24 protein-coding genes are annotated in these 26093 nt (G+C 47.3%); 17 read left to right on the forward strand and 7 right to left on the reverse strand.

Features of this window, described 5'->3' with window-relative positions; genetic code table 11:
• Positions 1-188 precede the first annotated feature (188 nt).
• Entirely contained in the window at positions 189-1073 is an 885-nt protein-coding gene (locus tag INR79_RS27605; RefSeq protein WP_223098172.1) for a DMT family transporter, read from the reverse strand.
• 475 nt (positions 1074-1548) lie between these two features.
• Here INR79_RS27605 and INR79_RS27610 point away from each other — a divergent pair, with 475 nt between their 5' ends.
• The 12 genes from INR79_RS27610 (at position 1549) to INR79_RS27665 (ending at position 13137) form a co-directional block, all read left to right on the forward strand.
• The gene (locus INR79_RS27610) at positions 1549-2199 is read left to right on the forward strand and encodes a LysE family translocator (protein WP_022606798.1); all 651 of its coding nucleotides are present in this window, start codon (positions 1549-1551) and stop codon (positions 2197-2199) included.
• A 118-nt stretch (positions 2200-2317) separates the two neighbouring features.
• On the forward strand, positions 2318-2746 hold the full coding sequence (locus INR79_RS27615; protein ID WP_223098175.1) for a hypothetical protein: 429 nt from the start codon (positions 2318-2320) through the stop codon (positions 2744-2746).
• Between the two features lie 132 nt (positions 2747-2878).
• On the forward strand, positions 2879-4702 hold the full coding sequence (secD, locus tag INR79_RS27620; RefSeq protein ID WP_223098179.1) for a protein translocase subunit SecD: 1824 nt from the start codon (positions 2879-2881) through the stop codon (positions 4700-4702).
• 9 nt (positions 4703-4711) lie between these two features.
• On the forward strand, positions 4712-5605 hold the full coding sequence (secF, locus tag INR79_RS27625; protein WP_223098182.1) for a protein translocase subunit SecF: 894 nt from the start codon (positions 4712-4714) through the stop codon (positions 5603-5605).
• Between the two features lie 429 nt (positions 5606-6034).
• A complete protein-coding gene (locus tag INR79_RS27630; RefSeq protein WP_004402826.1) occupies positions 6035-6934 on the forward strand; it encodes a LysR family transcriptional regulator in 900 nt (299 codons plus the stop codon).
• A gap of 96 nt (positions 6935-7030) precedes the next feature.
• Positions 7031-7852, forward strand: coding sequence for a putative hydro-lyase (locus INR79_RS27635; protein ID WP_223098184.1), 822 nt, complete (start codon positions 7031-7033; stop codon positions 7850-7852).
• 58 nt (positions 7853-7910) lie between these two features.
• Positions 7911-8879: a TRAP transporter substrate-binding protein gene (locus INR79_RS27640; RefSeq protein ID WP_004402823.1), complete on the forward strand. Its 969-nt coding sequence runs from the start codon at positions 7911-7913 to the stop codon at positions 8877-8879.
• A gap of 100 nt (positions 8880-8979) precedes the next feature.
• On the forward strand, positions 8980-9459 hold the full coding sequence (locus INR79_RS27645; RefSeq protein WP_223100338.1) for a TRAP transporter small permease: 480 nt from the start codon (positions 8980-8982) through the stop codon (positions 9457-9459).
• A gap of 11 nt (positions 9460-9470) precedes the next feature.
• Positions 9471-10778, forward strand: coding sequence for a TRAP transporter large permease (locus INR79_RS27650; protein WP_223098186.1), 1308 nt, complete (start codon positions 9471-9473; stop codon positions 10776-10778).
• A 25-nt stretch (positions 10779-10803) separates the two neighbouring features.
• Positions 10804-11538 (forward strand): 5-oxoprolinase subunit PxpA, encoded by a 735-nt coding sequence (locus INR79_RS27655; RefSeq protein WP_223098189.1) that lies wholly within the window; start codon positions 10804-10806, stop codon positions 11536-11538.
• On the forward strand, positions 11538-12230 hold the full coding sequence (gene pxpB / locus INR79_RS27660) for a 5-oxoprolinase subunit PxpB (RefSeq protein WP_223098192.1): 693 nt from the start codon (positions 11538-11540) through the stop codon (positions 12228-12230). Before INR79_RS27655 ends, pxpB begins: the two co-directional genes overlap by 1 nt.
• Positions 12220-13137, forward strand: a complete 918-nt coding sequence (locus tag INR79_RS27665; protein WP_223098196.1) for a biotin-dependent carboxyltransferase family protein — start codon at positions 12220-12222, stop codon at positions 13135-13137. Before pxpB ends, INR79_RS27665 begins: the two co-directional genes overlap by 11 nt.
• Here the strand turns inward: INR79_RS27665 and INR79_RS27670 are convergent.
• A complete protein-coding gene (locus INR79_RS27670; protein WP_223098199.1) occupies positions 13134-13913 on the reverse strand; it encodes a carbon-nitrogen hydrolase family protein in 780 nt (259 codons plus the stop codon). The two genes, INR79_RS27665 and INR79_RS27670, sit on opposite strands and share 4 nt — an antisense overlap.
• Before the next feature lie 250 nt (positions 13914-14163).
• Here INR79_RS27670 and INR79_RS27675 point away from each other — a divergent pair, with 250 nt between their 5' ends.
• From INR79_RS27675 to INR79_RS27695, 5 genes are all read left to right on the forward strand, one after another.
• Positions 14164-14634, forward strand: coding sequence for a hypothetical protein (locus tag INR79_RS27675; RefSeq protein WP_223098202.1), 471 nt, complete (start codon positions 14164-14166; stop codon positions 14632-14634).
• Positions 14635-14649: 15 nt separating this feature from the next.
• On the forward strand, positions 14650-14928 hold the full coding sequence (locus INR79_RS27680) for a hypothetical protein (protein ID WP_022591472.1): 279 nt from the start codon (positions 14650-14652) through the stop codon (positions 14926-14928).
• A 101-nt stretch (positions 14929-15029) separates the two neighbouring features.
• Positions 15030-18380, forward strand: coding sequence for a hypothetical protein (locus tag INR79_RS27685; protein WP_223098205.1), 3351 nt, complete (start codon positions 15030-15032; stop codon positions 18378-18380).
• A 6-nt stretch (positions 18381-18386) separates the two neighbouring features.
• On the forward strand, positions 18387-19823 hold the full coding sequence (locus INR79_RS27690; protein ID WP_223098208.1) for a hypothetical protein: 1437 nt from the start codon (positions 18387-18389) through the stop codon (positions 19821-19823).
• Positions 19816-20745, forward strand: coding sequence for a polymorphic toxin type 4 domain-containing protein (locus INR79_RS27695; RefSeq protein WP_223098211.1), 930 nt, complete (start codon positions 19816-19818; stop codon positions 20743-20745). The genes INR79_RS27690 and INR79_RS27695 overlap by 8 nt, the downstream gene beginning before the upstream one ends.
• A gap of 44 nt (positions 20746-20789) precedes the next feature.
• On the opposite strand, the gene INR79_RS27700 is transcribed toward INR79_RS27695, so the two are convergent.
• From INR79_RS27700 to INR79_RS27720, 5 genes are all read right to left on the reverse strand, one after another.
• Complete coding sequence (locus INR79_RS27700) at positions 20790-22697, reverse strand: methyl-accepting chemotaxis protein (protein ID WP_223098214.1); 1908 nt, start codon at positions 22695-22697, stop codon at positions 20790-20792.
• Positions 22698-22975: 278 nt separating this feature from the next.
• A complete protein-coding gene (gltS, locus tag INR79_RS27705; protein WP_004402802.1) occupies positions 22976-24202 on the reverse strand; it encodes a sodium/glutamate symporter in 1227 nt (408 codons plus the stop codon).
• Between the two features lie 112 nt (positions 24203-24314).
• Positions 24315-24707 carry a DUF3224 domain-containing protein gene (locus INR79_RS27710; RefSeq protein WP_223098217.1) on the reverse strand — a complete coding sequence of 131 codons (393 nt, stop codon included), beginning with the start codon at positions 24705-24707 and terminating at the stop codon, positions 24315-24317.
• A 23-nt stretch (positions 24708-24730) separates the two neighbouring features.
• The gene (locus INR79_RS27715) at positions 24731-25417 is read right to left on the reverse strand and encodes a hypothetical protein (protein WP_223098219.1); all 687 of its coding nucleotides are present in this window, start codon (positions 25415-25417) and stop codon (positions 24731-24733) included.
• 34 nt (positions 25418-25451) lie between these two features.
• The gene (locus tag INR79_RS27720) at positions 25452-26042 is read right to left on the reverse strand and encodes a chloramphenicol phosphotransferase CPT family protein (RefSeq protein WP_223098221.1); all 591 of its coding nucleotides are present in this window, start codon (positions 26040-26042) and stop codon (positions 25452-25454) included.
• Positions 26043-26093 lie beyond the last annotated feature (51 nt).

Consider the following 26093-nt stretch of genomic DNA (forward strand, 5'->3'; position numbering starts at 1 on the left):
TTGTGATAGGAAATTGGCATTTTCACTGCTTACATTAGCTAAAGCACATATTCGAATTAAAATCGGCAGAAATTCCAACCCATCCAGAAAGTCCTGCTCAGGTTTAGCTTCTAACCAGTTAGTAATCCTAAGAGTTTCATTGAAAACATCACAATAACCATTCAAGAAAATGCGGAAAAACCCGGGCTTTAAACGACTTTCCTGCGCAAAACGTTTTTGGGGGAGAAACCTGTGACCAACATAGTGCCACTGACCACTAATAGGGTTCCAACCGTGGTATTGAAACCAATTGGTTCATCCAGCACCAGATTGCCCCATAGAATCCCGAAGAAAGGAATCAGGAAGGTCACTGATAACGTAGAAGCGGGACCAATATCATCCACCAGCCGGAAATAAAGAAGGTAAGCCAGACCAGTGCATAAGACCCCAAGTACTACAACAGAGGACCATTCCACCGTTGTAGGAGTTTGCGGCATGGGTAGCCAGGGTAACAGTGGCAACACCAGAATAACCGCTCCCCACATGCTGCCGTGTGCGTTATCGAACGACGATATCTTGGGGGCGTTTTTCGCATAGTTAGTCGCAATGCCATAACAAGAGGCAGCCATCACTCCAGCAATAATAGGTAGGGTTGCACCTTCACCGATTTTCACGGCATCCCACCCAACTAACACTGCCACACCAATCACACCGAGCACTAAACCTAATGCGCCTTTCATCGACAAAGGCGTGCGATGCCAGAAATAGGCAATCACTGCCCCCCAGATGACGGCGGTGGAATTTAGAATCGACAGAGTAGACGCATTCAGGGTCTGAGCTGCATAGGCAAACAACATAAAAGGCATAGCCGTGTTGAATGATGCAATGATCAGAAAGTGCTTCGGATATTTGAATAAAACTAATCGACGACGAAGAAACAGCGACACCAGTAACAGGCTAATGGCAGCAAAAAGCACACGAAACTCGATCAGGTAAGCAGGACCAAAACTGTGGGCGGCGATCCGCATAAAAAGGAATGACGCCCCCCAAATGGCGGCCAGACATACCAATCGAAAAAAGCTTGCTGCTGTCATTGATTACTCCTTTTCATTTAGAAATCACACTCTGTATTAGGTTGGCGTATACCCAAGCCACCTCAGGATGTAGGATTCAGAGCTCTATCTTCTGTTTCAGTTCAAGGCAAAGAATGCAGTGGAATGACCCGTCCTTTCCAAATTCTTTAACGATGAAATGAGACAGAAGATAAGCTCCCAAGGGCGAGTTTGCTTAGCTCTCATGCTGCGTTATCGATTCTTGATTTAGACCCACTAGATCTTCAAATCGATGTCTTGCCTGAAAACTAAGCAACACTCGCTGAACCTAACATCTTGAGGTAGCTTGGGTATAGAAGACAATTACAAATGTTATTGCAGTTCCGATAATGGCGAACCTACCCACAGGTTTTGCGTTTGGAAGGCGCTTTCGAACAAAATTTCGCCCCTAATTAACATTAAATCAATAAGCAGGATAGTATGATGAAGGTTCGTGTCTCTGTGTGAGGTAAGTGAAATGGATTTCAGTATCTTAGGTGTTATGTCTTTAGAAAACTGGCTGGCGTTTTTGTCGATTGCCTTTCTTGCCACCGTTACTCCCGGTCCTGCCATTCTGTTGGTGATGACTCACTCATTAAGTAAAGGGTTTAAACGCTCACTCATGGCGATTGCTGGCAACGTCAGTGGTTTATTCATTATGTCTCTGTGTTCGGTATTGGGGCTCAGTGCTTTAGTACTCAGCTCTACATCTGCATTTCTGGCGATCAAGTTTATTGGCGCTTTGTATTTGATGTACATGGGCTGGAAAATGTGGAGACATGGGATTCAGTTTGACTTTGATGCTTCTGAATCACCTAACCAGTATCGTAAATCTAACCTGTATTTTCAGGGTATTATGGTGGCACTCACCAACCCGAAAGCCATAGTCTTTACTACTGCTCTGTTTCCACAATTCATTACACCGAGTGAACCCCTTGCCGCACAGTTTTCCCTGCTCGTTGGTACTTTGATTGTGTGTTCGGCTTTGTGTTTAACCGCCTATGGTTACTGGGGCACTAAACTTCTGCGACGTTCAACGAAAACCGTGCCTGTTCGCCGATTATCCCGCATTTTTGGCACCACATTTATTGGCGCAGGCGTCACGTTGGCGGCGACAGCAAATCGCTGATCGAGGTTTAAATCTCTATGATAAGAAATCGATAAGTAAGATTTAGATTTTTTTAGTTGTCCGAAGAATCGTTCAGGAATACTATCGACCCAACAAATTTGATGAGCGACTTATATTAATGAGAACCTTGGCAGTCCTGCTGTTTTCGCTACTGCTGACTTTTAGCCAATCCGCGTTTGCACAGGCGGAGGTTTCTGGCTATCCCTCTCAGTCTCATCAAATTGAAGTACAACTCGGTGATGAACCTTCCTCTTCCACCGATGTTAGCCAATCTGGCGATTTTGATTCCCACTCCAAGCGCATACCCGAAGGGCTTATAGCTTCTTCTCGTGTTGTCTCGTGGGCACAGGAACGCGTCGTTCCCACCCCGGATTACGAACTTATTGCTCAGTTGGGCGGAGAAGATCGCCCGCCGAGTTATCTATTTTTTACTCTTTCTATCCCATCTGTCCTCTGGTCTGAAAAAGCGGTCGGCTCAAATCCGCACCGGGTCTCAGGCTGGAAAGACTCCAATCAGCTCTACGTCCAGCTCAGTCAGAGAAGCTAGGTTCCGTTGACCTAACATCTAAACTCCCGACGCACCTGCGTCCACTTCCCTTTTTTATGAGTTTATTGCGATATCAGGCAGTCCTGATGTCGTGCCGTATGCGTTGGCATTCGGCATCAAAGAGGTATGACTATGTCTTCTCCACGCACTCGCGCGAAAGCGCCCGAGCGAATGAATCACTACGCCATCTGGAAATACGTAGTGCTTCTTACCGCTATTGTTTTACTGGCTTTAAGCGCCCTGCCTTCATGGTATGGCGACAAGCCCGCGTTAATTATCGACCAGCCTAAAGCAGATCTGAGTATTGAACAGGTCTCACTTGAGCTAAAACATCACAATATTCCTGTTCGCGAAATCACTGAAACTGGCAATCAAATGGTGGTGCTGCTTGAAAGTGAGCACGACCAGACCAATGCCAAAGCCGCTCTGCTCCCTACTCTTGGCGCAGAAACGCAAATCACTTTGGCTTACCAGTCAGTCGCACCAGTCTGGTTAACCCAGATGGGCTTTCAGCCCATCGATTTAGGGTTAGACCTGCGTGGCGGCGTTCAGTTTTTATTGAAAGTGGACGTTGACCAAGCTTTGCATGAGAAACAGCAAACCTTAGCGGATGACATTCGTACTACAGCCAGAAAATTGCACATTCGGGGCATTCAGATCAGCCACTCTGTTGATCATCAAATTACTGTCACCACACAAACCGAAGATTCCAGAAGCGAGATCGGGAAAGCGATTCAGGAAGCGTTTCCACAATGGCAACAACATGGGCAATCCAACAAACTGGTTTTGTCGATGCCAAAACAAAGCATCGATGAATTTGCTCAGCAAACACTAAAGCAAAACCTCAGCATCCTTCGGTCGCGAATAGAGGAGCTCGGTATTACCGAAGCGTCTGTGCAGCGTCAGGGAGACGACTACATACGAATCGAATTACCAGGAGTGCAAGATCCTTCTCAAGCAAAAAGTGTGATTGGCGCTACCGCCAGTCTGGCGTTTCACGAGGTGGAAACCGAAAGTTCAAAAGGTCGGATTTTTAGCGCGTTAGATGAAGACGGAAACCGAGTGCGACTGGTCTCTAAGCCCGTAGTGAAAGGTGAACACATTGTGGATGCCCGAGCAGGCTTAGATGAAATGGGACGCGCCGTGGTGAACATTTCTCTTGATCTGGCTGGCGGCGGCGACATCAGTGATTTTTCAGCGACTCATGTTGGTAAGCCGATGGCAACCCTGTTCAGTGAGTATGTGTCTGATGCACAGGGTAACTTCAGTAAGCAAGACAAAGTAATCAGTGTGGCAACCATTCAAAGTCAGCTAGGTACGCGCTTTCAGATAACAGGGGCTGGCAGCATGCAAGACGCGCAAGAACTGGCGCTGCTGCTTCGTGCTGGCTCATTAACTGCACCAGTCACCATTGTAGAAGAACAGGCTATTGGGGCGTCGTTAGGGGCTGAAAATATCGAAAACGGATTCTCTGCTCTGGCTCTGGGCATGGGGCTTACTCTGGCATTTATGGCGGTCTGGTATCGCCGATTAGGGTGGGTTGCCAACCTTGCGTTGCTCAGCAATATGATCTGCTTGTTAGGTTTGATTGCCTTGATTCCGGGGGCAGTTCTTACCCTGCCCGGAATAGCTGGCTTGGTATTGACGGTTGGCATGGCAGTAGACACCAATGTCCTGATTTTCGAGCGCATTAAAGACAAACTTGGCGAAGGGCGCAGTTTCGCACAATCCATAAACCTCGGCTTTAACAGTGCTGTCAGCACCATCATGGATGCCAATATCACCACCTTAATCACCGCCGTGGTGCTTTACGCCATTGGTAATGGCCCGGTTCAGGGCTTTGCACTCACTTTGGGGCTGGGGATTCTAACCAGCATGTTTACGGGCATCTTCCTTTCCCGCGCAATTATCAACCTCATTTGGGGGCAGGATGCCCGCCGTGACGTTCGCGTATAGGAGTTCAGTATGAATATTCAAAACAACATGACTCAAATTCGTCGCTGGACGAGCATTTTCTCTATTGCTCTGGTGGTTATCTCCATCGCTCTTTTATCAGTGAGAGGGCTGAATTTAGGGCTGGATTTTACCGGTGGAATGGTGAGTGAATTTCGCCTGTTATCAGACGTTAGCCAAACGGAGCTGACTCAGTCTCTTGGCCCAGTCGTTGGCGACTCTCTCTCCATCGTCAAAGGGGGAGAACTGGGTCGCTGGACACTGCGTTATTCCTCAGAAAGTCACGCAACTCTAGATCAAGTGAAATCGACTTTAGCTGAACTGGATACCCACGCCGAAGTGATCAGCAGCAGTATGATTGGCGCGCAAGTTGGCGACGAGTTATTTGATCAGGGGGGCATGGCGATTCTGGTCAGCATGCTTTGCATTATGGGTTATCTCTGTCTTCGCTTTGAATGGAGACTGGCGAGCGGTGCACTTCTGGCGCTGTTCCACGACGTGATTGTGGTACTGGGCTTCTTTGCATTAACCCAACAAGAGTTCAACTTAACCGTGTTTGCTGCGTTACTCGCGATACTGGGTTATTCGTTGAATGATTCGATCATCATTGCAGATCGAATCCGGGAACAGATTCTGGCAAAGCTGGACTGGAAAACCAGTGATGTGATCAACTCAGCGGTGATCAGTACCTTCTCGCGTACCATGGTGACATCAGGTACCACGCTGGTCACTGTTGGTGCGCTATGGCTGATGGGTGGTGCACCGTTGCAAGGGTTTGCTAGCGCCATGTTTATCGGCATTGTTTCAGGCACCTGGTCGTCCATTTCGATTGCTACGGTATTACCGGAAATGTGTGAGCTAAAAGCAGAGCACTATATTCCCGCAGAAATTGATGGTAACCCTTAAGCACATCAACTCAACGAGCTCGCTTTCTCAGGAAGCGAGCTTAATTTTCACTTTGTCCGCTCAGTCACATCCCTAATTAGGGTCTGTTGACCTTTCGCGGTTAAATTTTGTTCGAGTTCTATGTGGTTTAATCGCGGCGCAAGGTCTTTCGCTTAGTCGTTCTAAGCAAATACCTTGCAACAAAGAGTAAAGGGTATAGACCGGGGACGCCTAGTTGAACCCTTCGGGCAGCATTTGTGGCTCCTTTCTACTGCGTTACCGCTTATTGATGTAGAGCGACTACACCGAATAAGCGCTGCCTTGTATAAAGAACCCACAAATTACTGCAAAAATCATCTCGAAAGGTCAACAGACCCTATTAAAATAACAAGAATCTTGCAGAGGCTCTGTTCGTTCATTAAGTTTGGAAAAGACCCTAAAGGAAGAACAATGAACTTCAAACGCATCGAAACTTTCGTACTTGTCGCCACGTTAGGCAGCTTTCGCAAAGCTGCTGAGCAGCAATTTACGACTCAGCCTGCTATTTCCACTCGTATTGCAGGTTTGGAAGAAGAGCTCGGCGTAAAACTCTTTGATCGCGATGCGTCCCCTATCGTATTGACTTCGCAAGGCAAAGAACTCTTACCCTACGCAGAAAAAATGCTCTATATGGCAGAGCAAATGCACAAGCGTGCAGATATCAGTCGGCTGCTTTCTGGCACTCTGCGTTTGGGGGTATCAGAGACGATTGTTCATACTTGGCTCACCGATTTTCTCAAAGTTTTGCACCAAGAATTGCCTAACCTGGACGTAGATATGACAGTGGATGTGACTGGAAATCTTCGTAATGGCTTACTTGATCGCTCCTTGGATCTTGCTTTTTTAATGGGTCCGGTTTCCGAACCGACCGTCAACAACCTGGAATTATGCCAGTTCCCGTTAGTTTGGATCGCCAGCACTCAACTGGATTTGCCAGACAAAACCATTGAGCTGGAAGAACTGGTTCAATATCCCATTATCACTTACGCACGCAACACGCGCCCGTTCACCGAAATCAGCGAAAAGTTTATGCAGATTGATGGACTTCCCGCGCGTTTCTTCTCATCCAGTTCCCTCTCTGCTTGCTTAAAACTGACTCAGGACCAAATCGGAATTTCGTCACTGCCCTACGCTATGGTCGCTCCTGAAATCGCAGCGGGTTCACTCAAAAAATTGAATGCAAAATGGGAGCCTTCAGCGCTTAGCTTCACTGCCTCTTATCCATCGGTTCCATTTAACAGTGCCGCCAAGCTGGCAGCTGACATCGCGGTGAATGTCGCGTCTGAGTTCGAACTCAATGCCAATAAATAAAATTTATCGCCAGACTTAAAAAACCATAATTGGACTTAATGCGCTAACAGAGCAACACTTGATTTACATTTCATTAACAACGGACTGCTTTGCGAAATGCTCATCAAGAATTCTCAACCTTCTGCGTACAAGTCGCAGCTGTTTGCTCAAGCCTCGGAAGTCAGAAAACAAATCCGAACTGGTAAATTCAACCAACCCACCAGCGGTGTGGCATCTGGACTGGTTCAAGGCAACATCGTCATTCTCCCTCAAGAATGGGCAAATGACTTTCTTCGATACTGTCAAAACAACCCTGTCGCCTGCCCACTAATCGCGGTCTCGCAGCCAGGTTACCCGCTCCTCAATACTTTAGGTGAAGACATTGACATCCGAACCGACGTGCCCGAATTCAATGTTTTTCACCATGGAAAGCTCACTGAAACCGTCACCGACATCAATAGCCTGTGGCAGTCGGATTTTGTCACCTTTGTTCTAGGGTGTTCATTCTCTTTCGAAGACGCATTAGAGCGCGCAGGTCTGACGGTGCGAAACATTGAATCCAACACTAATGTCTCTATGTACCGAACCAACATAGAGACAACTGCGAGTGGTCGGTTTCACGGAAACATGGTGGTGTCGATGCGCCCGTTTTTAGCCGCAGACGCCATTCGCGCTATTCAGGTGACTTCTCGTCTGCCAAAAGCCCATGGTGCCCCTGTTCATATCGGGGATCCTAAACTGATCGGTATCGACGATTTATCGAAACCAGATTTTGGTGACGCGGCAGAGGTACACCCGCACGAACTACCTGTTTTCTGGGCTTGCGGTGTGACCCCGCAGGTGGCAATTGCACACGCCAAACCACCGATTGCGATCACACACGTACCCGGAAAAATGCTCATCACAGATTGCCTTAACGACGAACTGGCGGTTCTGTAATCCCCCGATTCCCGTTAGGCAAACATACAAAAGCAAAATAAAAATGGAGATACACAACATGAAATGGATAGCAAAAACCGCAGCAGTATTGCTCAGTGGTCTGGCTGCTCACGGAGCCATGGCAGCAAAGTGGCACATGCCCACTCCTTATGGTGACGGACATCTACCCACACAAATCGCCTACCAATTTGCTAAGGATATTAAGAGCTACACTGATGGTGACATCGACATCACTGTCTACTCTGGTGCTTCTTTGATGAAACACCCAGAAATTCCACGTGCGGTTCGAACTGGTCAGGTTCAACTGGGCGAGGTCTTCATTGGCATCATGGGTAACACACACCCAATCTTCAAGCACGACAACATTCCATTCTTAGCCACTGACTACGAACAGGCGAAAAAACTGTGGCTAGCAGCGAAGCCTGAAGTGGAAAAGCAACTCAGCAAAGAAGGGTTGATGCTGCTATACACTGTGCCTTGGCCAGCCCAAAGTTTGTACACCAAGCAGCCAGTCAATTCGCTTGATGATCTGAAAGGCAGCAAAATGCGCGCGTACAGCCCATCCACTTCTCGCCTTGCGGATTTGATGAACACCACCCCAACAACTGTGCAGCTTCCTGATATTCCACAAGCTTTTAGTACTGGAATCATCGACGCCATGATCACCTCACCTTCTACTGGTGCCAATGGGCAAGCGTGGGATTACCTAAGCCACTTCACCGAAGTAAAAGCGTGGATTCCTAAAAACTTTGTCGTGGTGAATAAGCGTGCATTCAAACGTTTGAACAAAAGTGAACAACAAGCGATTCGCCAGGCCGCTGAAAAAGCAGAAAAATCAGCTTGGGATTTGGTGGTAGAGCGCGAAGCACGTGACACAGCCATTCTGGCGGACAACGGCATCAAAGTGACTCAACCGTCTGACAAGCTGATCGCTGAACTACAAGCTATTGGTGTGACCATGACTAAAGAATGGGAACAGGAAGCACCAAAAGAAGTAAAAGCGGTACTCAACAAGTACAACCAATAATACGAGAGGCTCTGCTCGGTGGAGCCTTGTTTTTAAAATAAACAGACCCTAGGTATTGCTGTGAGGTTTTTCAGTGAATACGTTTAAACACACTCTATACATGTTGTCCGGCTATTCTTCTGGGCTGTGCATTGTGCTTATGATGCTGATCATACTGGCTCAGGTTATCGGTCGAATGTTTGGGTTTATTGTCCCCTCAGCGGAAGACTTTTCCGGTTATGCACTAGCAGCGTCTACCTTTTTTGGGCTGGCATATGCCTTTCGCGAAGGTGGACACATTCGTGTCACGTTAGTGATTCAGCGATTACCTGCGAGTGTTCAGAAGTATCAGGAAATCGCCATACTCATTTTTGCGTTCCTTTTAGTGACATTCATGAGCTTCTACTGTGCCCACATGGTATGGGAATCGTACGATTTCGAAGAAGTCACCCATGGCTATATTCCTATCCCGTTATGGATCCCTCAGGTGCCCGTTGCCATTGGCATGATAGGGCTCAACCTCGCAGTGCTTGATAACTTGATCATCGCGCTGAAAGGCGAAACACCGACATACAAAGCCCATGAAGGCGAAACACAATAAAGGAAGCCGACATGGATATTTCAATCATTTCTATCATTCTTGCCCTGACGATGATTCTCATGCTCGCCGCAGGGATCTGGGTGTCGTTAGCACTCGTCGGCGTTGGGGTCTTTGGGCTCTACCTAACGGGAAACGAGCAAATCGGGTTGCTCTTTGCTACCTCAAGTTGGGGAGGCAGCACCAGTTGGTCATTGACTGCTCTTCCCATGTTTATCTGGATGGGTGAATTGCTTTTCCGTACCCGATTATCGGAAGACTTGTTTAAAGGGCTGTCGCCATGGCTGAGCAGTTTTCCAGGAAAGTTGCTGCATGTGAATGTGCTCAGTTGTGGCATTTTCGCGGCAGTTTCCGGATCGTCTGCTGCCACTGCTGCCACCATTGGGCGTATGACTTTGCCCGAGCTCAAAGCCCAGGGCTACAGCGAAAAAATGGCAGTCGGCACACTCGCGGGTTCAGGTACATTGGGGCTACTGATTCCTCCTTCCATCATCTTAATTGTTTATGGTGTCGCCGCGGAAGTGTCCATTGGTCGCTTATTCATTGCAGGAGCCCTTCCGGGTCTCATGTTAGTCGCCATGTTTATGGGCTATACCGCACTTTGGACCTTAATGAATAAAGACGGCTTACCTGCACACAACTCAGAGCAAATCTCTTTTTCAGCGAAACTGGCGGCGCTCAAGAAATTATTGCCTATCGTTGGGCTGATCCTATTCGTTCTGGGTTCAATTTATGGCGGGTTAACCACACCAACAGAAGCGGCTGCATTGGGCGTCTTCGGGGCTATCGTGTTGGCAAAAGCGACCGGTTCGTTATCAATGGATAACTTTCTGGACAGTTTGCTCGGGGCGGTCAAAAGCTCATGTATGATCGGGCTGATCCTAGTCGGCGCGCACTTCCTGACGTTGGCGATGGGCTTTCTCGGTATCCCTCGTGCACTGGCGGAGTGGATTGCGACATTCACCTTATCCCCCTTTGAACTCCTGCTCTACCTCACGGTGCTGTTTGTGATTCTCGGCTGTTTTCTGGATGGCATTTCGGTCGTAGTACTGACGGTTGCCGTTGTAATGCCGATGGTGCAACAAGCGGGCATCGACTTATTGTGGTTTGGTATTTTCATCGTACTGGTGGTGGAAATGTCTCAAATTACACCGCCTGTAGGGTTTAACCTATTTGTCATTCAAGCGCTTACCGGAAAAGACATTTTGTATGTTGCCCGAGCGGCTTTGCCTTTCTTCTTATTGATACTAATTGGGCTGGTGTTGATCACGATATTCCCAGACATCGTCACTTACCTGCCCACCACCATGACACAAAGATAACGAGCGTTATTTAAGAGAAAAACCAATGAAACTAAATTGTGATATGGGTGAGTCCTTTGGCTGCTGGGCCAAAGGACAGGATTCTGACGTCATGCCGTTTATCGATATGGCTAATATTGCGTGTGGTTTTCACGCCTCAGACCCGCTAACGATGGACACTACCGTAAGACTGGCGGTAGAAAACACTGTCGAGATTGGTGCCCATCCCGGATACCCAGATTTAGTGGGGTTTGGTCGCAGAAACATGCACTGCCAGCCCGACGAACTCGAAGCCATGCTGATTTACCAAATTGGAGCATTGGATGCGATTTGCCAGAAATACGGGACAGAAGTCAGCTACATCAAACCCCATGGCGCTATGTATAACCAAATGATGAAAGACAAGCAGATGCTGTCCACCATCATGAAAACGGTACGTAAAGTGCGTCCACTTTGCCCATTAGTGGTGATGGCTACACCCAACAACGACATCATTCGCACCATGGCACATGAGCATGGCATCGAAGTTTGGTTTGAAGCCTTTTCCGATCGTGCATACAACGACGATGGCTACCTAGTGCCCCGTACTGTTAGCGGCTCGGTTTACCACGACTTCACGAGCATTCGGAACCAGATCTGCCAGATCATAGAAGAAGGCTGCGTGACCACCATTACGGGGAAAAAACTTGCGGTTGACGTCGATACCATATGCGTTCATGGAGACGGCGAACATGCAGCAAGTGTTTGCCAAGCGGCGGCTGTGATGAGGAGGTCTGCCTAATGCGGATTGAAGCTGTCAACGAGATGACTTGCATCGTTTATTTTGGAGATACCATCAGTGAACAAACCGCCCAAAAAGTCAGTTGGGCAATCGGTCGTCTTCGTCAAAAATTAAGTGACCAGATCGTCGATATCATTCCGTCATACACCTCGATTTTGGTGTGCTATGACGTAAATAAAACCGACCGATTCGCCATCATCGCACAGTTAAAAAAAGCATTGCGAGGCATCAAGTCGGCTCATACCAATACTCAGGCATCCAACGTGATTGATCTGCCCGTTTACTACGGCGAAGAAGTCTCGCTCGATATCGAGGAGGTATGCGAACACAATGGGCTAGGTCGAGATCAGGTAATTCAAATTCATAGCGAAAAGCTGTATCAGGTATATGCGATAGGATTTAGCCCGGGCTTTGCGTATTTAGGCACAACGGATGAGCGCATTGCCACGCCACGTAAGTCAACTCCACGATTAAAGGTACCAACAGGCAGTGTCGGGATTGCCGACAACCAAACCGCTATTTATCCCAGTCCAACTCCCGGTGGTTGGCAGATCATTGGGCGAACCCCCACCAAAATGATCGATTGGGAAAGTGACGGACTCGCCAAAGTTGCAGTCGGTGACTACGTCCGGTTTCGGTCAGTGTCTAAACCGGAATTTCTGGAATTAGGAGGCAGTTTCGATGAGCTTTAATGTCATCAAGCCCGGATTTCTTACCTTAATTCAGGACTTAGGACGCTATGGTTACCAACACATGGGTATCACCACTGGGGGTCCCATGGATGAACATGCATTTTGCTGGGCAAATCGGTTACTCGACAACGAGTTAAACGCCCCCCAGCTTGAAATTACGCTGGGAAAACTTGAACTTCAGGCCAGCGCCAATACCTGCGTCGCCTTAACTGGTGCCGACTTGAATGCGCGCCTGAATGACCAGAAAATCCTCCCCTGGCACACCTACGCGGTTAAAAAGGGTGACACTCTGAGTTTTGATGCTCCAGTCAGCGGGCTTCGCGCGTATTTGGCGGTTGTCGGAGGCTTTCAACTGGCAGAAACATTAGGCAGCGTTGCCTCTGTTCCACGGGAAAAAATTGGGGGACTGACTCAAGGTCAGCCGTTAAAAGAGGGGGACGTGCTCCATTTTAATGCCTCCCGTAAAGACATTAAATCCCGCACGCCAAAATGGGCGATTCCGGATTACAACGCCCCTCTTGAGCTGGGTGTGATGTTGGGATATCAAAGCGCATCTTTCCCGAAAAGTGCGCTGATGACCATGCTTTCAAGCACTTACGAAGTATCACAAAATATTGACCGCATGGGTTATCGCCTTACAGGGAAACCGATTCACGGGGAGAGAGACGGCATTGTTTCTGAAGGCATCGCTTATGGTGCCATCCAGATCCCCAAAGACGGACAACCCATCGTCTTAATGAGAGACCGGCAAACCATTGGTGGCTATCCGAAAATTGGCTCGCTAAGCGCTTTAGGCGCAGGACAACTGGCGCAAAGAGCTCCGGGTTCTCCCGTCAGTTTCTCTATTATGGATGTGGGGGAAGCCGAGGCACAAAGAGTCATCTTTAATCGCGTGATTCAAGCCTAGTATGTAAAATCAGATAAGATTTCCACCGCAATTTCAGACGTCTTTGTTGGATGAACGACAAAGACTTCTGGCTTGTCATACAGAGCTTGGTACACCTCTTCTCCGTCTGCAGAAATGACTTTGCTGCCCCCCATGTTTTTCGCATCAGGCACATTGGTACCGTTTGGCCAATTGCACTGAATCATTATGGCACCTAAACGCTTAGCCATCGCTCTGGCTTCACGTTCATAAACTGGACCTTCAAATCCATTCGTGCTTTTTTGTGTGTCATAGCCAATGTAACTTGGCCATAAGATCAGATCGACACCAGAATTCGACAGTTCAGCCTCAACCTCTTTTAAATCCAAGACTTCTCGACATAGCACGACTGATAAGGTTATCCCCTCAATTTGCATCACAGGGCGATTATTGCCCGAAGTAAAAAATGTTTGCTCACTTGGAGTAAGCCCTATCTTGTCCCAGACACACACTTTCTTACCGCTTGGCGCAAAACAAAAGTAGGAATTGTATACGTAGGAGCCATCGATTCTGGGCATTCCCACAAACAAGTGAACCTGATGTTTTTGAGCCAACTCAGACAGAAGCGCTTCCCATTTATGGCAATTTTCTGGAGTGGCCAAATCCACAACTTTGCGATTGAAGCCGGGGACGGCGAGTTCGGGGAATACGAAAATACGATGTCCCTGCTTTGCTCCTTGAATGACCAGATTCTGAACCAATTCAATTTGAGACTGGGCATCTTGCTGCATCCACATTTGCGCGATAATACATTTCATAGGACAACCTCTCTTTCTCCAAGGTCGGAGATATTATCGACAAGGATGTTGTGCGCCAGAATTGACATTATTAACTTGCTAAGCATGGCTCAAACATAGAAGAAACCACCTACAATCAGCAAGATACAGATTGACTTTCCAGCACCTCTAGCGCCGACTGAACAAAGCCTGCAATTCGTTCAGAAACTCGGCATAAACGGAGCAACAAATCGCCTATAATTCGATGATATTTACTCTTATGGGTGTTCGTATGTTTAAACGAGTTTTGGTGCTGTTTCTTTCACTGCCTGTTTTGTCCACCACTATGGCTGCTAACTTATGTAAGTCGGAACAGCAGATGATCCAACAGTGCAGTTTTGGTAAGAAAAGCGTGTCTGTCTGCACCGCAAGCGAAGACACCATTACCTACCGTTTTGGTACACCCGAGAAAATTGAAATGGAGATTGAATCGCCAGTCACCAAATACCATGAGGGTTACAGTGGTGGTGGTGCAGGGTATCTGTTGTTTGAAAACGGTCCGTACGGGTACACGGTTTTCAGTCGAAGTATGCGTGGAGAAAGGCTCGAAGACGGCAGCTATGAGCACCTGACGGAAGCGGGGATCATCGTCAGCAAAGGGAAGAATGTGATTGCTGAACTGGATTGTGTGAAGGGTGACATGACTTTTGGCGAAGGTAAATTGCCTGATTATGAGCCTATCGATACATTGCCATTTTTCTAGCTTAGTGGATACGAAATGAAAACCGTCAGTTACCTCGTTCAGGTTCATACTTTACCGAAAGATTTGGCAGAAGCCGCTGAAAACCCAAATCATGATTTGTATACCACTTCCAAGATCTATTCCAAGCTGATCGATACCGACCATTTATGGGAGGTCGATTCCATAGATGAAAATGGGCAGGTCTGGATTGCGGTGAACTTTATAAATACAGAAGGCGATGCTGAGTTTCACACAATCAAAATTGATTCAGGTACTTACAATAAAGTCGATTACGACAACTACCCTATCAACTGATCCTACATTCAACATTTCTCATATTCGAAACGGTTAATAATTAACCAACCCTGATACCGTAAGTTTTATAAAAACTTCACACAACGTCACGGTACAGGGATATGAAAGATCCAGTGTTCAGTTTCTCCACACCGAGAAACCACCAAACGATCAGCCATCAGGATGAACGGGATTTCGCCATTCGGCTGACAGCTAACGCGCATGCTGCCACGCACTATTTATCGCAGCTTCCCACTTCCAGCTCACAACGCATGCAGGCAGCAGCGCGCTCACTGAGCGACAGCTTTCAGAATCTGCGTTCTCTGGGACAGTTGCAAATTCAGTTCGCAAGCCTGATTCAGTTCCACAGAGAGGTACACGACGAACGTTATCGCACCTCTTTTGATGAAATCGACGATGCGATAACCAGTGCTGCTCCCAGTATGCTGTCGCCTACCGAGCAAAGTTTATTGTGGGATAATCTGATCCACCGCCTTTGGGTGGAATACAGCCAGGTCACCATAGAACACATTCTTGCGATTCTCTCCTGTGATCATTTCCTTAGGGTTCACCGAGATGTAAGGGGTGACGACTCCCTTGAAGAGGCACAGATCCACCGAAGGCTAACACTGGCAAAAAATGCCAGAGCAGTGATTTCAGCGATTGTCGATAACCGCGTCAGTACTGAACCTGATTTTGGGCTCACGACAGTGCAACACCGATTGCTGGAAAACATCCATAAGCGAAACATCCGCGCAGATAAGTTAGTACAGACTCGTCAGCTAAAAGATCAGATCCGACGCGAGGTTAAAAGGATTGGGCGAGCTCGGCAACAGCCCACTTCTCCTTCTACACCAGCTACCTCGGCAACGAGTACCACCAGCACAATTGCAACCGCAAATATCTCTACGGCTGTGTTTCAACCTGCTGCTGTTTCACTCGACGATTTATCGCTAAGCCTTTCTTCTTCCCAAACTCGTACATTTCAACGTTTATCTATGGATGCTGCGGATGCCCATGAATTACTCAGTATGGTGGAAGGGGAGTCGGAGGATGCCGAACTTACACTAGCCGATGAAGATGATGATGAAATCGAGCAGGAAAGCACCATTCTGGTTATGGGCACGGAGATCGCAGTCGAAGAACGCATTCCCAACAGAGCTGTTATGGCGGGGATCTCGGAAGAGGAAGGAGAATCGCAGCTTCATGTAACTTATTTCAGAGATCAGGGTGATCCGATGCTCAGCAATGCAGAAGCCCAGATCAACGGTCGCACATTACGCGGTGAACCTTTGCCCGAACGTGTCGGTGGCTTTCAGACTTTCAGGTTTGACTTACCTGATTCTTCTCGCCAGCCAGTGAACGTTGATTTGCACCTGACTACCGCCGATTCTCAAACTGCCACTATTATGCCGACGATGTTAGTCAGCCAGCTTCAGACGGGATCAACGACTCTGCCATGGGTACCGGAAGGGCTGGACGAACTTGGTACACCTCCTCCAACCTTGTTTGGGGTAAACCAAATTGGCATGGTGGATTTTTATAGGGTGGAACAGGAACTTGCGTGTATCGAAGCGGGAGAACCGTCCCGAACTGAAAACCTGTTAGCACGAGAATACAAAGAGCGCACGACTCGTCGTTTGGATGTGACAGAAATTGAAACCGAAGCGACCAGCGAAAGTGCCTACGAGCAGCAGTCGGATTTAGAAAGCACAACAAGACACGAAATCAGCTCTGCGGTTGAAGAAGTGTTAGAACAGGACTCCTCACGCAACATTAACGTGAATGCGGGGGTGTCGGGTGGTCCTAAGTATTTGCAGTTTTATGCCAATACGGCAATGACGTTTGCGACTTCTCACTCCCGTCAGGAAAGCCGTTCCCAAGCCTTGCAGTACGCTCAAAGTGTCACCGAGCGCGTGCAGCAAAAAATTATGTCTAAAACCACCAGCAAAAGACGAGAGCTGCGCCAGCATCAGTATGAAGAAATCAACAAGCACGGATTGGATAACCGAGCAGGCGAAGACCATGTGTTTGGCATTTATCGTTGGCTGGATAAAATCTATCGCCACCGTCTGGTTCATGTTGGTCAGCGTGCCCTGATTGAATTCAGCATTCCAGAGCCAGCCAAGCGCTTCATTCAGGCTCAAGAGTTGGCTGTGCCTGAAGATGATTTCACCAAACGTGCCCCTAAAAAGCCAAAACGCTTTGGAGTGAAGGTGCCAAACGATGTTACCCGTAATAACTACCGAAAGCTGGCAGCCCGTTACGGTATTTCGATTGAAGCACCACCCCCGCACCAAATCACCTTGATGCGTGGGTTTTCCGAGAGCAAACCGCCGTTGGCCGAACCGATAGACTTAAATAATGTTCCTTACGAGGATGTGCTTACCTCAACGTACGAAGTCGAAATCCCTGAAAACTACACCGCTTTCTTTGCTAAAGTGGCAGCGCAGGGGACACCCGGCTTCTCAGATGCGACTCGACATCAGCAATTGGATGGCAGCTCCGATGCTATTCCGTTTACCCTCAGATTTTACGTAAAACTAGGAATCGACCCTATTCCGGGCGTTTCAGTGAACGGAGAAATTCAAGCCGAACGCTACTTCGAGCCGAGCGTTAGCACCTTGCTTCCAGTTTCGGTGATTTTGCCTTGGTATCACCGTTCGTTTATCTGCCATGTGGAGGTGCACTGCCGGCTCAGAAGACGTATTTATCGAGAATGGCAGTTGCGGGCATTCAACGACATTATGGATGCCTACCGCGAACAGAAAGCGCAATATGACGAAGAAAAGGAACGGCATGAGGCTCAACTCGGCAGCGCGAACACCAACCCGAGATTCAAAAACGAAATCATCCAGAAAGAGTTGCGTCAGCTCGCCATGTATATGATTCAGGAACCGTTCAATATCAAGGTTGCAAAGAATCATTACATTGAACGAGAAGGCAAGCTGCCCAAATTGCGTTTGTCTGACAAGCTCGACAAACACAGCGAAATGGTGCGCTTTTTCGAGCAGGCGTTTGACTGGGATGACATGGCCTACCATCTGTATCCCTACTACTACGCGAAGAAGCGGGACTGGACGGCGAAACTCAGTGCGCAAGTCACCAAAAATCGTAAGTTCAACGCCTTTATCACCTCTGGAATGGCGCGGGTTGTGGTGCCTTTGCGACCGGGGTTTGAAGATGCCGTCACCTACTATCTGCAAACCGGACAGGTCTGGTTTGGTCAGGGCTTAGTGATGGATTCTGAGAACGACCTGTACCTTTCTATCGCTCAGGAAGTGTCGCAGGCAGAGGAAACGACCATCACCGAAACCTGGGATACTAAGGTGCCGACTAACCTTACCATCGTGCAGGATCAGGCGGCTGCCATGGTTGGAAACGGTCTGCCTTGTATTGATGGCGAAGGCATTGGTCAGGGTGACAGCCGACTCGCCCCGTTACCGGCGTCTAACGACGACAGTGAAGTCTAATTCGCTATGAACGAACACCAGCGACTTCATCACTATGCCGACAAAATGATGTCAGAGCAGCCAGTATCCGGACGATGTGATTACACCATTCTGAATCCGGGGAAAACCAAAATGCTCAGGCTTCGGGTGACATATACGCCCGAAGTGCTCGAAGTGCCGTATTTGGGAAAGCTGAATAATCTGCAGCCCGGCGAAAGTTATGAATATGATATCTATCTGGGGAGCAGCGCGGTTGAGTTACTTGCTCACTACCACAAGCAAGGCAATACAGCAGCCGATGGCACCATTTACGCGGAAGTTAACGAAGGGGATGTACTTTCCAATTCACTCTTCATCTTAACCGTGCCCGGCGAGCGACTTGAGCACTCCATGGGTATGAGTGGTCGCCTTATTCATCTTTTGCCCATCTTTGTTGAGATGTTTGATGGCAAAGCCACCACCAGTTTGGTAACTCTGCTGGATTTAAAAAACGATGGGCAAGATTCTGAAAACGGAGAACAATCGGAGGAAAGTGATTTCAAGTTATTTATTGTGGAATCGCTAGAGTCGCTCTCCAAGATATTAGACGGGTTTAGCAAGGATCTGGTGTCCGATCTTCACGTGCCCAGAGAGCTCTGGCATCCAAAAGAGCGTCCGGCGGATTTCAACCAGATGGTTCAGGAGGCGGGTGAAACCATCAATAATGGTATGAACAGTATGCTAGTCGCCATGGAGTCGGTGATCAGTGACATACAGTCCGCCATTGATTACGCGCTAAAGGAGCTCGAAAGCTGGGTGGTAGGTGCAATGGATACGATTGTGGATATATTCAAAGGCATTGTGGACACACTGGATGATGCAATCGAATTTGCAGAAGGGTTGGTGGTATCACTCACCCTTCTACTCAAGCGATTTAAGGCGGGGTTTGCTTCTTTTCTTGCCCATGCCAAAAGTGCTTTACTCTGGATGGATAGAAACCGCCCTGATTTCAACGAAAGCATTGATACCTTTATCGGTTTTTTTGGTGGGGTATGGGACGGTATTGTGGACTCTATTCTTGGCTTTATTGATACCCTTTCCCTAATTTTACAATTGATCATTGGCGCATTTAAACATGGTGGAAAACTGGGTGATGCCTTCAATCTTATGTTGGAAGTCGCAGATGATTTCATCGCGGTGTTGCGCAAAATTCCGTGGGACAACTTGTGGTACCTTTTCACCGAAGAACTCTACCCAGAGGTAAAAACGTTCTTTACGGAAACCAGTGATGAGCTGATGTTCGCTATTGGAGACGCCATATCCCGAACCCCTGCCGCTTCTGGCTACTACTTTGGCTACCTTGTCTACAACCTGGTTGAAATGTTCTTTCCCCCTTTAAAGTTTTCCAAAATCTCTGGTGTTGCCAACGAAGCAGCGGATCTCACCAGCAAGTTCTTCCAGAAAATGGCGAAAATGAATGGCTAGCAAAGTACAAAAAGGTGTTGCTGGCAGAAAAGTGGCTAAAGCGTTAGACCTTACCCCTCCGCTCAAGATTTCTAAGATCATCATTGCTCTGGACACCATTACCATGTCCTTAAGAAAGCGACTGATGAAGTCGAAAAATGCCTCAACCAAAGGCATGAGCAAAGCCGTTTCTGAATATTCCGATGCCCTGAAAGCAGCAAAAAAGAGAGGGGCGTATTTGCGCGCCAAAAAAATGCTGAATAGTGCTACCGAGCCCGTCAAAGCAATCCTTGATATTAAAGACAAAGGCGACTGGCTTCCTGCTGCCCCTAAGAATGCCAAGATCTGGCTATCAATGAAGCTGGACCAAAAAAAATGGGCACAGACCCGACTCACTGGTGCAATACAAGAGATGCGAGCACTCATCCTCCCCAACAAACAGGTTCGGTTCGACATTGCAGGGGAAGTCAAACCCTCTATTTCGCCAATAAGGGGAGAAAAAGGCATGGACTTTAAAGATGAGCTGCCCTCCCCCTCCAAAAAGCGTTACAACGGGCATTCTCTTAAAGGCTTTGAGAGAGCGCACCTCTGGGGACATGGCTTTGGTGATGAAGCCAAACTTGGTTTGATGTATGCGCCAAAAGCGCTCAATCAAGAAGTGCAGAATTTTGGTTTTGAGAAGTTTATCCGCGAACTACAAGTCCTTTCTCAACAAGAAGGAAGAAAGGTATTTTGTCGCTGTAAAGCGTTCAGTCACCCACCCAAAGGAAAAAGCCTGAATGCCGCGAAAGGGGAGCTTCTGATATCAGAAGTATTTTACGAAGTGGTCTATGAAGCCAAAGATGGCAGAAAGATTGTTGGAAAGTTTGCAGCCTCGATCACCGAGCCGCCAGAGAGCAAGGTCATCTTAAACGAAGCCGAATCTCTGTTAACCGAAATTTAAAAAGGCACGCCATAGCGTGCCTTCTGATTTCAGTCAGTTAAGATCTAAACCTTAAAGCGGCTCAGCAATTTGTCCTGCTCCTCAACCACTTTTTGCTGCTCACTGATTGAACCCGTCAGGTTGCCCATAAAGTCAGAAACATTCACAGAAATGTCTTTGGTTTTCTGAGCATTACGGTTGACCTCTTCACTTACAATGCTTTGTTGCTCTGCGGCAGATGCGATCTGATGAATCATATCGGTGATCTGTCCCATTGCCTGGCGGATCGCTTGCAGAGCTGAGTCTGCGTCTTGTGAATGCTGCAGAGTCTGAACCACTTCTTTCTGGCTTGATTCCATGACCACCAATGCCGATTTCGACCCCGCCTGAAGCTCATCAATCATGGTGCCAATTTCTTCTGTTGAAGCCTGAGTTCTCTGAGCCAGAGTTCGTACTTCATCCGCCACTACGGCAAACCCGCGACCCGACGCACCCGCCCTTGCAGCTTCAATCGCGGCGTTCAGCGCCAGCAGGTTGGTCTGATCTGCAATGTCGTTGATCACTTCAAGCACAGACTCAATTCTTTTAGTCGCCTGATTAAGTTCCGTCACCACGGACACGGCTTCTTGAACTTTATGAGACAGTGCATCTGTAGATTGGGCTGAATCTTCTACCAGAACGGCACTCTTCTCGATATTGCCGTTAGCACTTTGGATTGCTGTTGAAGCTTGCTGAGAGTGGTTTGCCACCTCTTTGGCGCTCACAGACATTTCATCAATTGCCGCAGCAAGCTGATCCACTTCCTGCATCTGATCAGCGATAAAGCTCTGCGCCTTATTCGCACCTTCTGCCGACGCAGTCATGCTGGTCGAGATGTCTTTGCCCAGCGATTTAGTGTCGGAGATCAGGTTCTGAAGCTGGGACATCAAAGCATTAATGCTTATGGCTACTTTGCCAATTTCATCTTCATTGGTTACGTCGATACTCTTGGTCAGATCGCCGTCACCGTTTGTCAGGTCATCCACTTTAGATTGCAGACGATTCATCGGCTTAAACAGCATCTGCAGTGTCAGCATAATGCCGAGTACAGAGAGAATAATTAGACCCACAGCCACCAGAACCATGTTGAAGACAAGGTCGCTCAGGCTTTGGTATGCCTTTGCCTGATCTACGCTCACCAGGTAATACCACGAAACGCCGTAACCCAAATGAACTTCGTCGTGGTAACCGATACGATTGCGACCCGCGCTGTCGAACACGAATGAACCGTAACCCGAACTTAGAACTGTGGTTTTGTGTGGAGCAAGTGATGCAATATCAGACAGGTTGGTTTCGCCCGCCGTGCTTTTCGGTGACGAGGAAGCAATGACAGTACCTTGTGAGTCAAATAGCGAAGCAATGGCGCCTTCTGGAAGATTGTCATTGATTCTTTCATTCATGATTTCCAACGTAAGATCGGCCAGAAGAACACCTTTTAACGCAGTACCTTCGTAGAAGGGTTCTGCAACACTCACCATGAGTTTTTTGGTGGACGATCCGCGGTAAATACCTGTAATTACCGTACTACGCTTGGCTTTTGCCTGTTTGTACCAACCACGTACTCGCGGGTCATAGCTGTTTGAATCGTATTTACCTGAGCGTGAACTAAACGCGCTGCCGTTTTCAAAACCGACAACAATCGCAAATACCTGAGAAGAGTCTGCCACTTGTTTAAGAAGTAATTGAGTATCCTCTTCTGAATACTCTGTAGCGAAAGTCGGAGCAACATTCTGTAGTGTACGGCTGACATTGTTCATCCAGGTTTCTATAGAGTTACTGACTGCGTCTGTTTTCAAAGACGCACTGTAATCAATACTTTGCTGCTTATCTTGAGCTAAAAAGTAATATGAGATGTAGAGTGAAACGCTAAGGGATAAAACAAGCAGCAAGGCGGCTACCGCAATGACTCGCTGCTTAAAACCAAAATTAATCATTCTTGTACCTGTCAGTTTTTTCGTCACCTTCACGGTGAGCCAATAATTACAGGATAAGAATTGTACTGATTTGCAAAAATATTGGGAGTAACATCACATTAACAGTTTATCATTCTGACTATAAAAAACTTAATATCTTTATGTTTTATAAATACAAAATAGATTATGTAAAAATATATCTATATTGTATGTAAATGTAACTTTACCCAATCATATTCATAATTTATTTATTGAAACGGTCAATTTTAGAACAACTAATGAGCTTTAAATCAAATATATCAACTTAGTAATCCGACAAAATATGGGATGATTAAAGCGTTGGCGAGGTCGATAAAAAACGCACAGACCAGCGGCACTATGATGAAGGCCTGATGGCTGTTTCCGTATTTTTGCGCAACGGCAGACATATTTGCCATCGCAGTCGGAGTAGACCCCAGTGAAATACCACCAAAACCGGCACAAACAACCGCAGCATCGTAGGTTTTACCCATCAGCGGAAATACAACAAAAATAGCGACACAGATTGCGACCACAAACTGCGCACCTAAGATGACGAAAATAGGTCCAGCCAAATCAACTAAAGCCCAAAGCTGCATACTCATTAAAGACATCGCCAGAAATGCTCCCAGCGCAATGTCGGCTATCAGGGCGATGGCTGGGGTACGTTTTGGCCAACGTGTTCCGGTTAAGCGAGGGTAAGAGTCCGGAATCAGATTAGAAATAAGAATACCCGCGAACAGACAAGTCACGAACAATGGCAAATCCAGTCCGAATTCTGAAACCGCTTCATTAAGAAATGCCCCCAATATCACACAGATATGGATGGCCAGTACCGCATCTAGAAAGTCATACGCATTAATACTGGGTTTAGGGTTGTCAGCCGATGTTCCGACGTCCATTTTTTCGACTTTAGCCGGGCTTAAGTTGTGACGGTTAATCAGAAATTTAGCGATGGGACCGCCCATAATACTGGCTAAGATCAGCCCAAAAGTCGCACTGGCTATGCCTATTTCCATTGCCGTGTTTAAACCGAAGCTTTCACCAATTTTAGGTGACCAGGCAATCGCTGTTCCGTGTCCGCCTATCAGTGAAACCGTACCACTCAACAAGCCTACGATATCCGGCTGCCCCAACATGGTCGCAATACCAATACCCGTTAGGTTCTGGATAAACATGTACCCTATAGTGATGGTAAGCAAAATGATAAGTGGTTTCCCACCTTTGAAGAGATCTTTCAGGCTGGCATTGATACCGATAGTGGTGAAGAAGTAGACAAGAAGAAGATCACGCGCCGCCAAATCGAATTCGACATCCACTTGAGTCACATAGTGCAGAATAGCAAAAAGAACGGAGACCAAAATGCCCCCGGAGACAGGTTCAGGAATACTGAATTCCCTTAGCCAGTGGCTCGCCTGAGTCAGGCGACGACCCAAGAACAGAACAATGATTCCCAGAGTCACCGCCAGAAATGATTCTACCTGTAGCACTCCATCTACGTAGTTCATGCTTTCTCCCTAAAATGAACATCTTCAAAGGCTTATTTAAGGAAGTTAATCTAGCACAGCTAATTTAATGGGCAACATGTGGAGTATCATTACCACTTATTCAAGGTGCACTTTATACAAAGTCGTATTCAAAATCGTAGTAGTGCTGACCTTCTTCAATTCGGATATTCATTTTGCCCGCCAGCCCCTGTAACTCATCAGATCCCGAGTTGGGCACCACTTCCAGTATTAACGAATCGCTCCCATTCGCCATAATGCCATAGTGCTGCAACACGAAGCTTCCTTTTTTACCACCGAGGGTTCCAACTACTTGCTCAATGGCGACATAGCCTGCGGAGCCTTTTACTGCCGTCACTGCACTGAGCATTTCGCCTTTGCTGTGCGCTGAAAGCTCACCTTTAAATTCTTTATCAATCGACATGCGTCCAAGATTTACGCCATCCACACCCTGAGCAAACGTCTCCATTGGTTCTAGCTTTACTTTAAATTCACCTGAAATTTTCATCGGTTTTCTCCCTGTTATTGTCCCTATTCGTCACTACCAAAGAATGCTTTCATGGTTTCGGTCAGTGTAATGATTTCACTTGCACCACCCGTCGCGAAGACAGCGCCTAAATCCACAACCTTCTCACCCGATTTGGTCGCCACTCCAGATAGAAAGTCTTGTAACAATGCTTTGAAATCAATGAAGTCTTCTTCTGGAATCACCTGATTCACGTCCTGCAGAATTTTTTCTCGCTCACTTTGGCTAAAGAAGTGATCGATAAGATCCACAAATGAAGACTGAGTTATTTTTACGATCTCGCTGTTAAATGAGTTGTCTGCAAAGTGCCCTAAAGCTTTCAATTTCGCCTGCACACCCTGCTTAACAAACGCATCTTCTATCACCATGACAATCTTGGCGGGCGCGCCTTGTTTGCGCTCCCCCTGCAACTTAGATTGGTGCAGCAATGAAAAGAACTCCGCCTTGATGAATTCGTCTGCATTGTCCAGAAACAGCAACTTGGCTTTGTGTTTGATGGTTTTGATACGCGACTCAGTAATTTGAAGTTGTAAACTCAACTCGAAATTGGATTTGTGTTTTAGATTGCTGTGTTCCAACAACAGGTACATCACCAAGGTATCGATTTCGCTTTTTGACAGGCTACCAAAACCCCTGTCGAGATAATGCTCAAGAAACGTATCTACAAAACCCTCTTTATTGTCGATGTTCATTTCTGTCCCCTAGTTTCTATAGTCGTCTTTTCTTTTAAGACCTATTTTCTCTTGAGATTTGCGCCTCTACTTTTGCCCCAATTTTCAACGCAATTGTGTCTGCGCTTTCCTTGCTAGTGTCAACCCACATGTCGTATTCAACATTTTTATGTACGCGGCGCAACTGCTCCCTGGCCGACCCCAGCTTTCTGTCTCCACGTGACTTTTCCCGTTGCTCCAAAAGCGACTCTTCACAGATTACCCCAACAAAAAGGCAGTCTTTTCCTTTGAGTACATCTCGCCACAGGGTTATCTCTTCATTCCCATCAGCAACGTCATCTACGATCACTTTTAGCCCACTTTCGACCAGATGTTTAACCGTTGTTCGGTAGGCGTCATTCACCTGAGTACCGTACTGCCCCTTACGCACACGAAATACGTCGCGACCTTCTAAGCATTCCTTTTCCCAATAGAATCCATCAGCGTGCTGAGTTTCGTCTCCAAGGCTGTTTGCCTTATCCGGCATCATCGAGATAAAAGTATCAATACCAATGTGCAGGTAGTAACCCGCCAGCTGAGATTGAAGTGCTTTAGCGATTGTGCTTTTTCCACTGCTGCTCGGTCCATTGAGAAAAATCACGTCCATATCTTTTCTTTATTCCTGCTTAAGATCCGTTTGAGCAATTTACAATGTAAA

Origin of the sequence: Vibrio sp. SCSIO 43132 (assembly GCF_019904195.1) — a bacterium.
Taxonomy (GTDB): domain Bacteria; phylum Pseudomonadota; class Gammaproteobacteria; order Enterobacterales; family Vibrionaceae; genus Vibrio; species Vibrio nigripulchritudo.

What these genes read in the sequence shown, in the direction of transcription:
- INR79_RS27685 (WP_223098205.1), top strand. Translation starts at nt 15,030, where the DNA reads ATGAAAGATCCAGTGTTCAGTTTCTCCACACCGAGAAACCACCAAACG.
- INR79_RS27665 (WP_223098196.1), top strand. Translation starts at nt 12,220, where the DNA reads ATGAGCTTTAATGTCATCAAGCCCGGATTTCTTACCTTAATTCAGGAC.
- INR79_RS27640 (WP_004402823.1), top strand. Translation starts at nt 7,911, where the DNA reads ATGAAATGGATAGCAAAAACCGCAGCAGTATTGCTCAGTGGTCTGGCT.
- INR79_RS27700 (WP_223098214.1), bottom strand. Translation starts at nt 22,697, where the DNA reads ATGATTAATTTTGGTTTTAAGCAGCGAGTCATTGCGGTAGCCGCCTTG.
- INR79_RS27655 (WP_223098189.1), top strand. Translation starts at nt 10,804, where the DNA reads ATGAAACTAAATTGTGATATGGGTGAGTCCTTTGGCTGCTGGGCCAAA.
- INR79_RS27630 (WP_004402826.1), top strand. Translation starts at nt 6,035, where the DNA reads ATGAACTTCAAACGCATCGAAACTTTCGTACTTGTCGCCACGTTAGGC.
- INR79_RS27610 (WP_022606798.1), top strand. Translation starts at nt 1,549, where the DNA reads ATGGATTTCAGTATCTTAGGTGTTATGTCTTTAGAAAACTGGCTGGCG.
- pxpB (WP_223098192.1), top strand. Translation starts at nt 11,538, where the DNA reads ATGCGGATTGAAGCTGTCAACGAGATGACTTGCATCGTTTATTTTGGA.
- INR79_RS27680 (WP_022591472.1), top strand. Translation starts at nt 14,650, where the DNA reads ATGAAAACCGTCAGTTACCTCGTTCAGGTTCATACTTTACCGAAAGAT.
- INR79_RS27670 (WP_223098199.1), bottom strand. Translation starts at nt 13,913, where the DNA reads ATGAAATGTATTATCGCGCAAATGTGGATGCAGCAAGATGCCCAGTCT.
- INR79_RS27720 (WP_223098221.1), bottom strand. Translation starts at nt 26,042, where the DNA reads ATGGACGTGATTTTTCTCAATGGACCGAGCAGCAGTGGAAAAAGCACA.
- INR79_RS27715 (WP_223098219.1), bottom strand. Translation starts at nt 25,417, where the DNA reads ATGAACATCGACAATAAAGAGGGTTTTGTAGATACGTTTCTTGAGCAT.
- INR79_RS27695 (WP_223098211.1), top strand. Translation starts at nt 19,816, where the DNA reads ATGGCTAGCAAAGTACAAAAAGGTGTTGCTGGCAGAAAAGTGGCTAAA.
- INR79_RS27615 (WP_223098175.1), top strand. Translation starts at nt 2,318, where the DNA reads ATGAGAACCTTGGCAGTCCTGCTGTTTTCGCTACTGCTGACTTTTAGC.
- INR79_RS27675 (WP_223098202.1), top strand. Translation starts at nt 14,164, where the DNA reads ATGTTTAAACGAGTTTTGGTGCTGTTTCTTTCACTGCCTGTTTTGTCC.
- INR79_RS27650 (WP_223098186.1), top strand. Translation starts at nt 9,471, where the DNA reads ATGGATATTTCAATCATTTCTATCATTCTTGCCCTGACGATGATTCTC.
- INR79_RS27710 (WP_223098217.1), bottom strand. Translation starts at nt 24,707, where the DNA reads ATGAAAATTTCAGGTGAATTTAAAGTAAAGCTAGAACCAATGGAGACG.
- INR79_RS27690 (WP_223098208.1), top strand. Translation starts at nt 18,387, where the DNA reads ATGAACGAACACCAGCGACTTCATCACTATGCCGACAAAATGATGTCA.
- secF (WP_223098182.1), top strand. Translation starts at nt 4,712, where the DNA reads ATGAATATTCAAAACAACATGACTCAAATTCGTCGCTGGACGAGCATT.
- gltS (WP_004402802.1), bottom strand. Translation starts at nt 24,202, where the DNA reads ATGAACTACGTAGATGGAGTGCTACAGGTAGAATCATTTCTGGCGGTG.
- secD (WP_223098179.1), top strand. Translation starts at nt 2,879, where the DNA reads ATGTCTTCTCCACGCACTCGCGCGAAAGCGCCCGAGCGAATGAATCAC.
- INR79_RS27605 (WP_223098172.1), bottom strand. Translation starts at nt 1,073, where the DNA reads ATGACAGCAGCAAGCTTTTTTCGATTGGTATGTCTGGCCGCCATTTGG.
- INR79_RS27645 (WP_223100338.1), top strand. Translation starts at nt 8,980, where the DNA reads ATGTTGTCCGGCTATTCTTCTGGGCTGTGCATTGTGCTTATGATGCTG.
- INR79_RS27635 (WP_223098184.1), top strand. Translation starts at nt 7,031, where the DNA reads ATGCTCATCAAGAATTCTCAACCTTCTGCGTACAAGTCGCAGCTGTTT.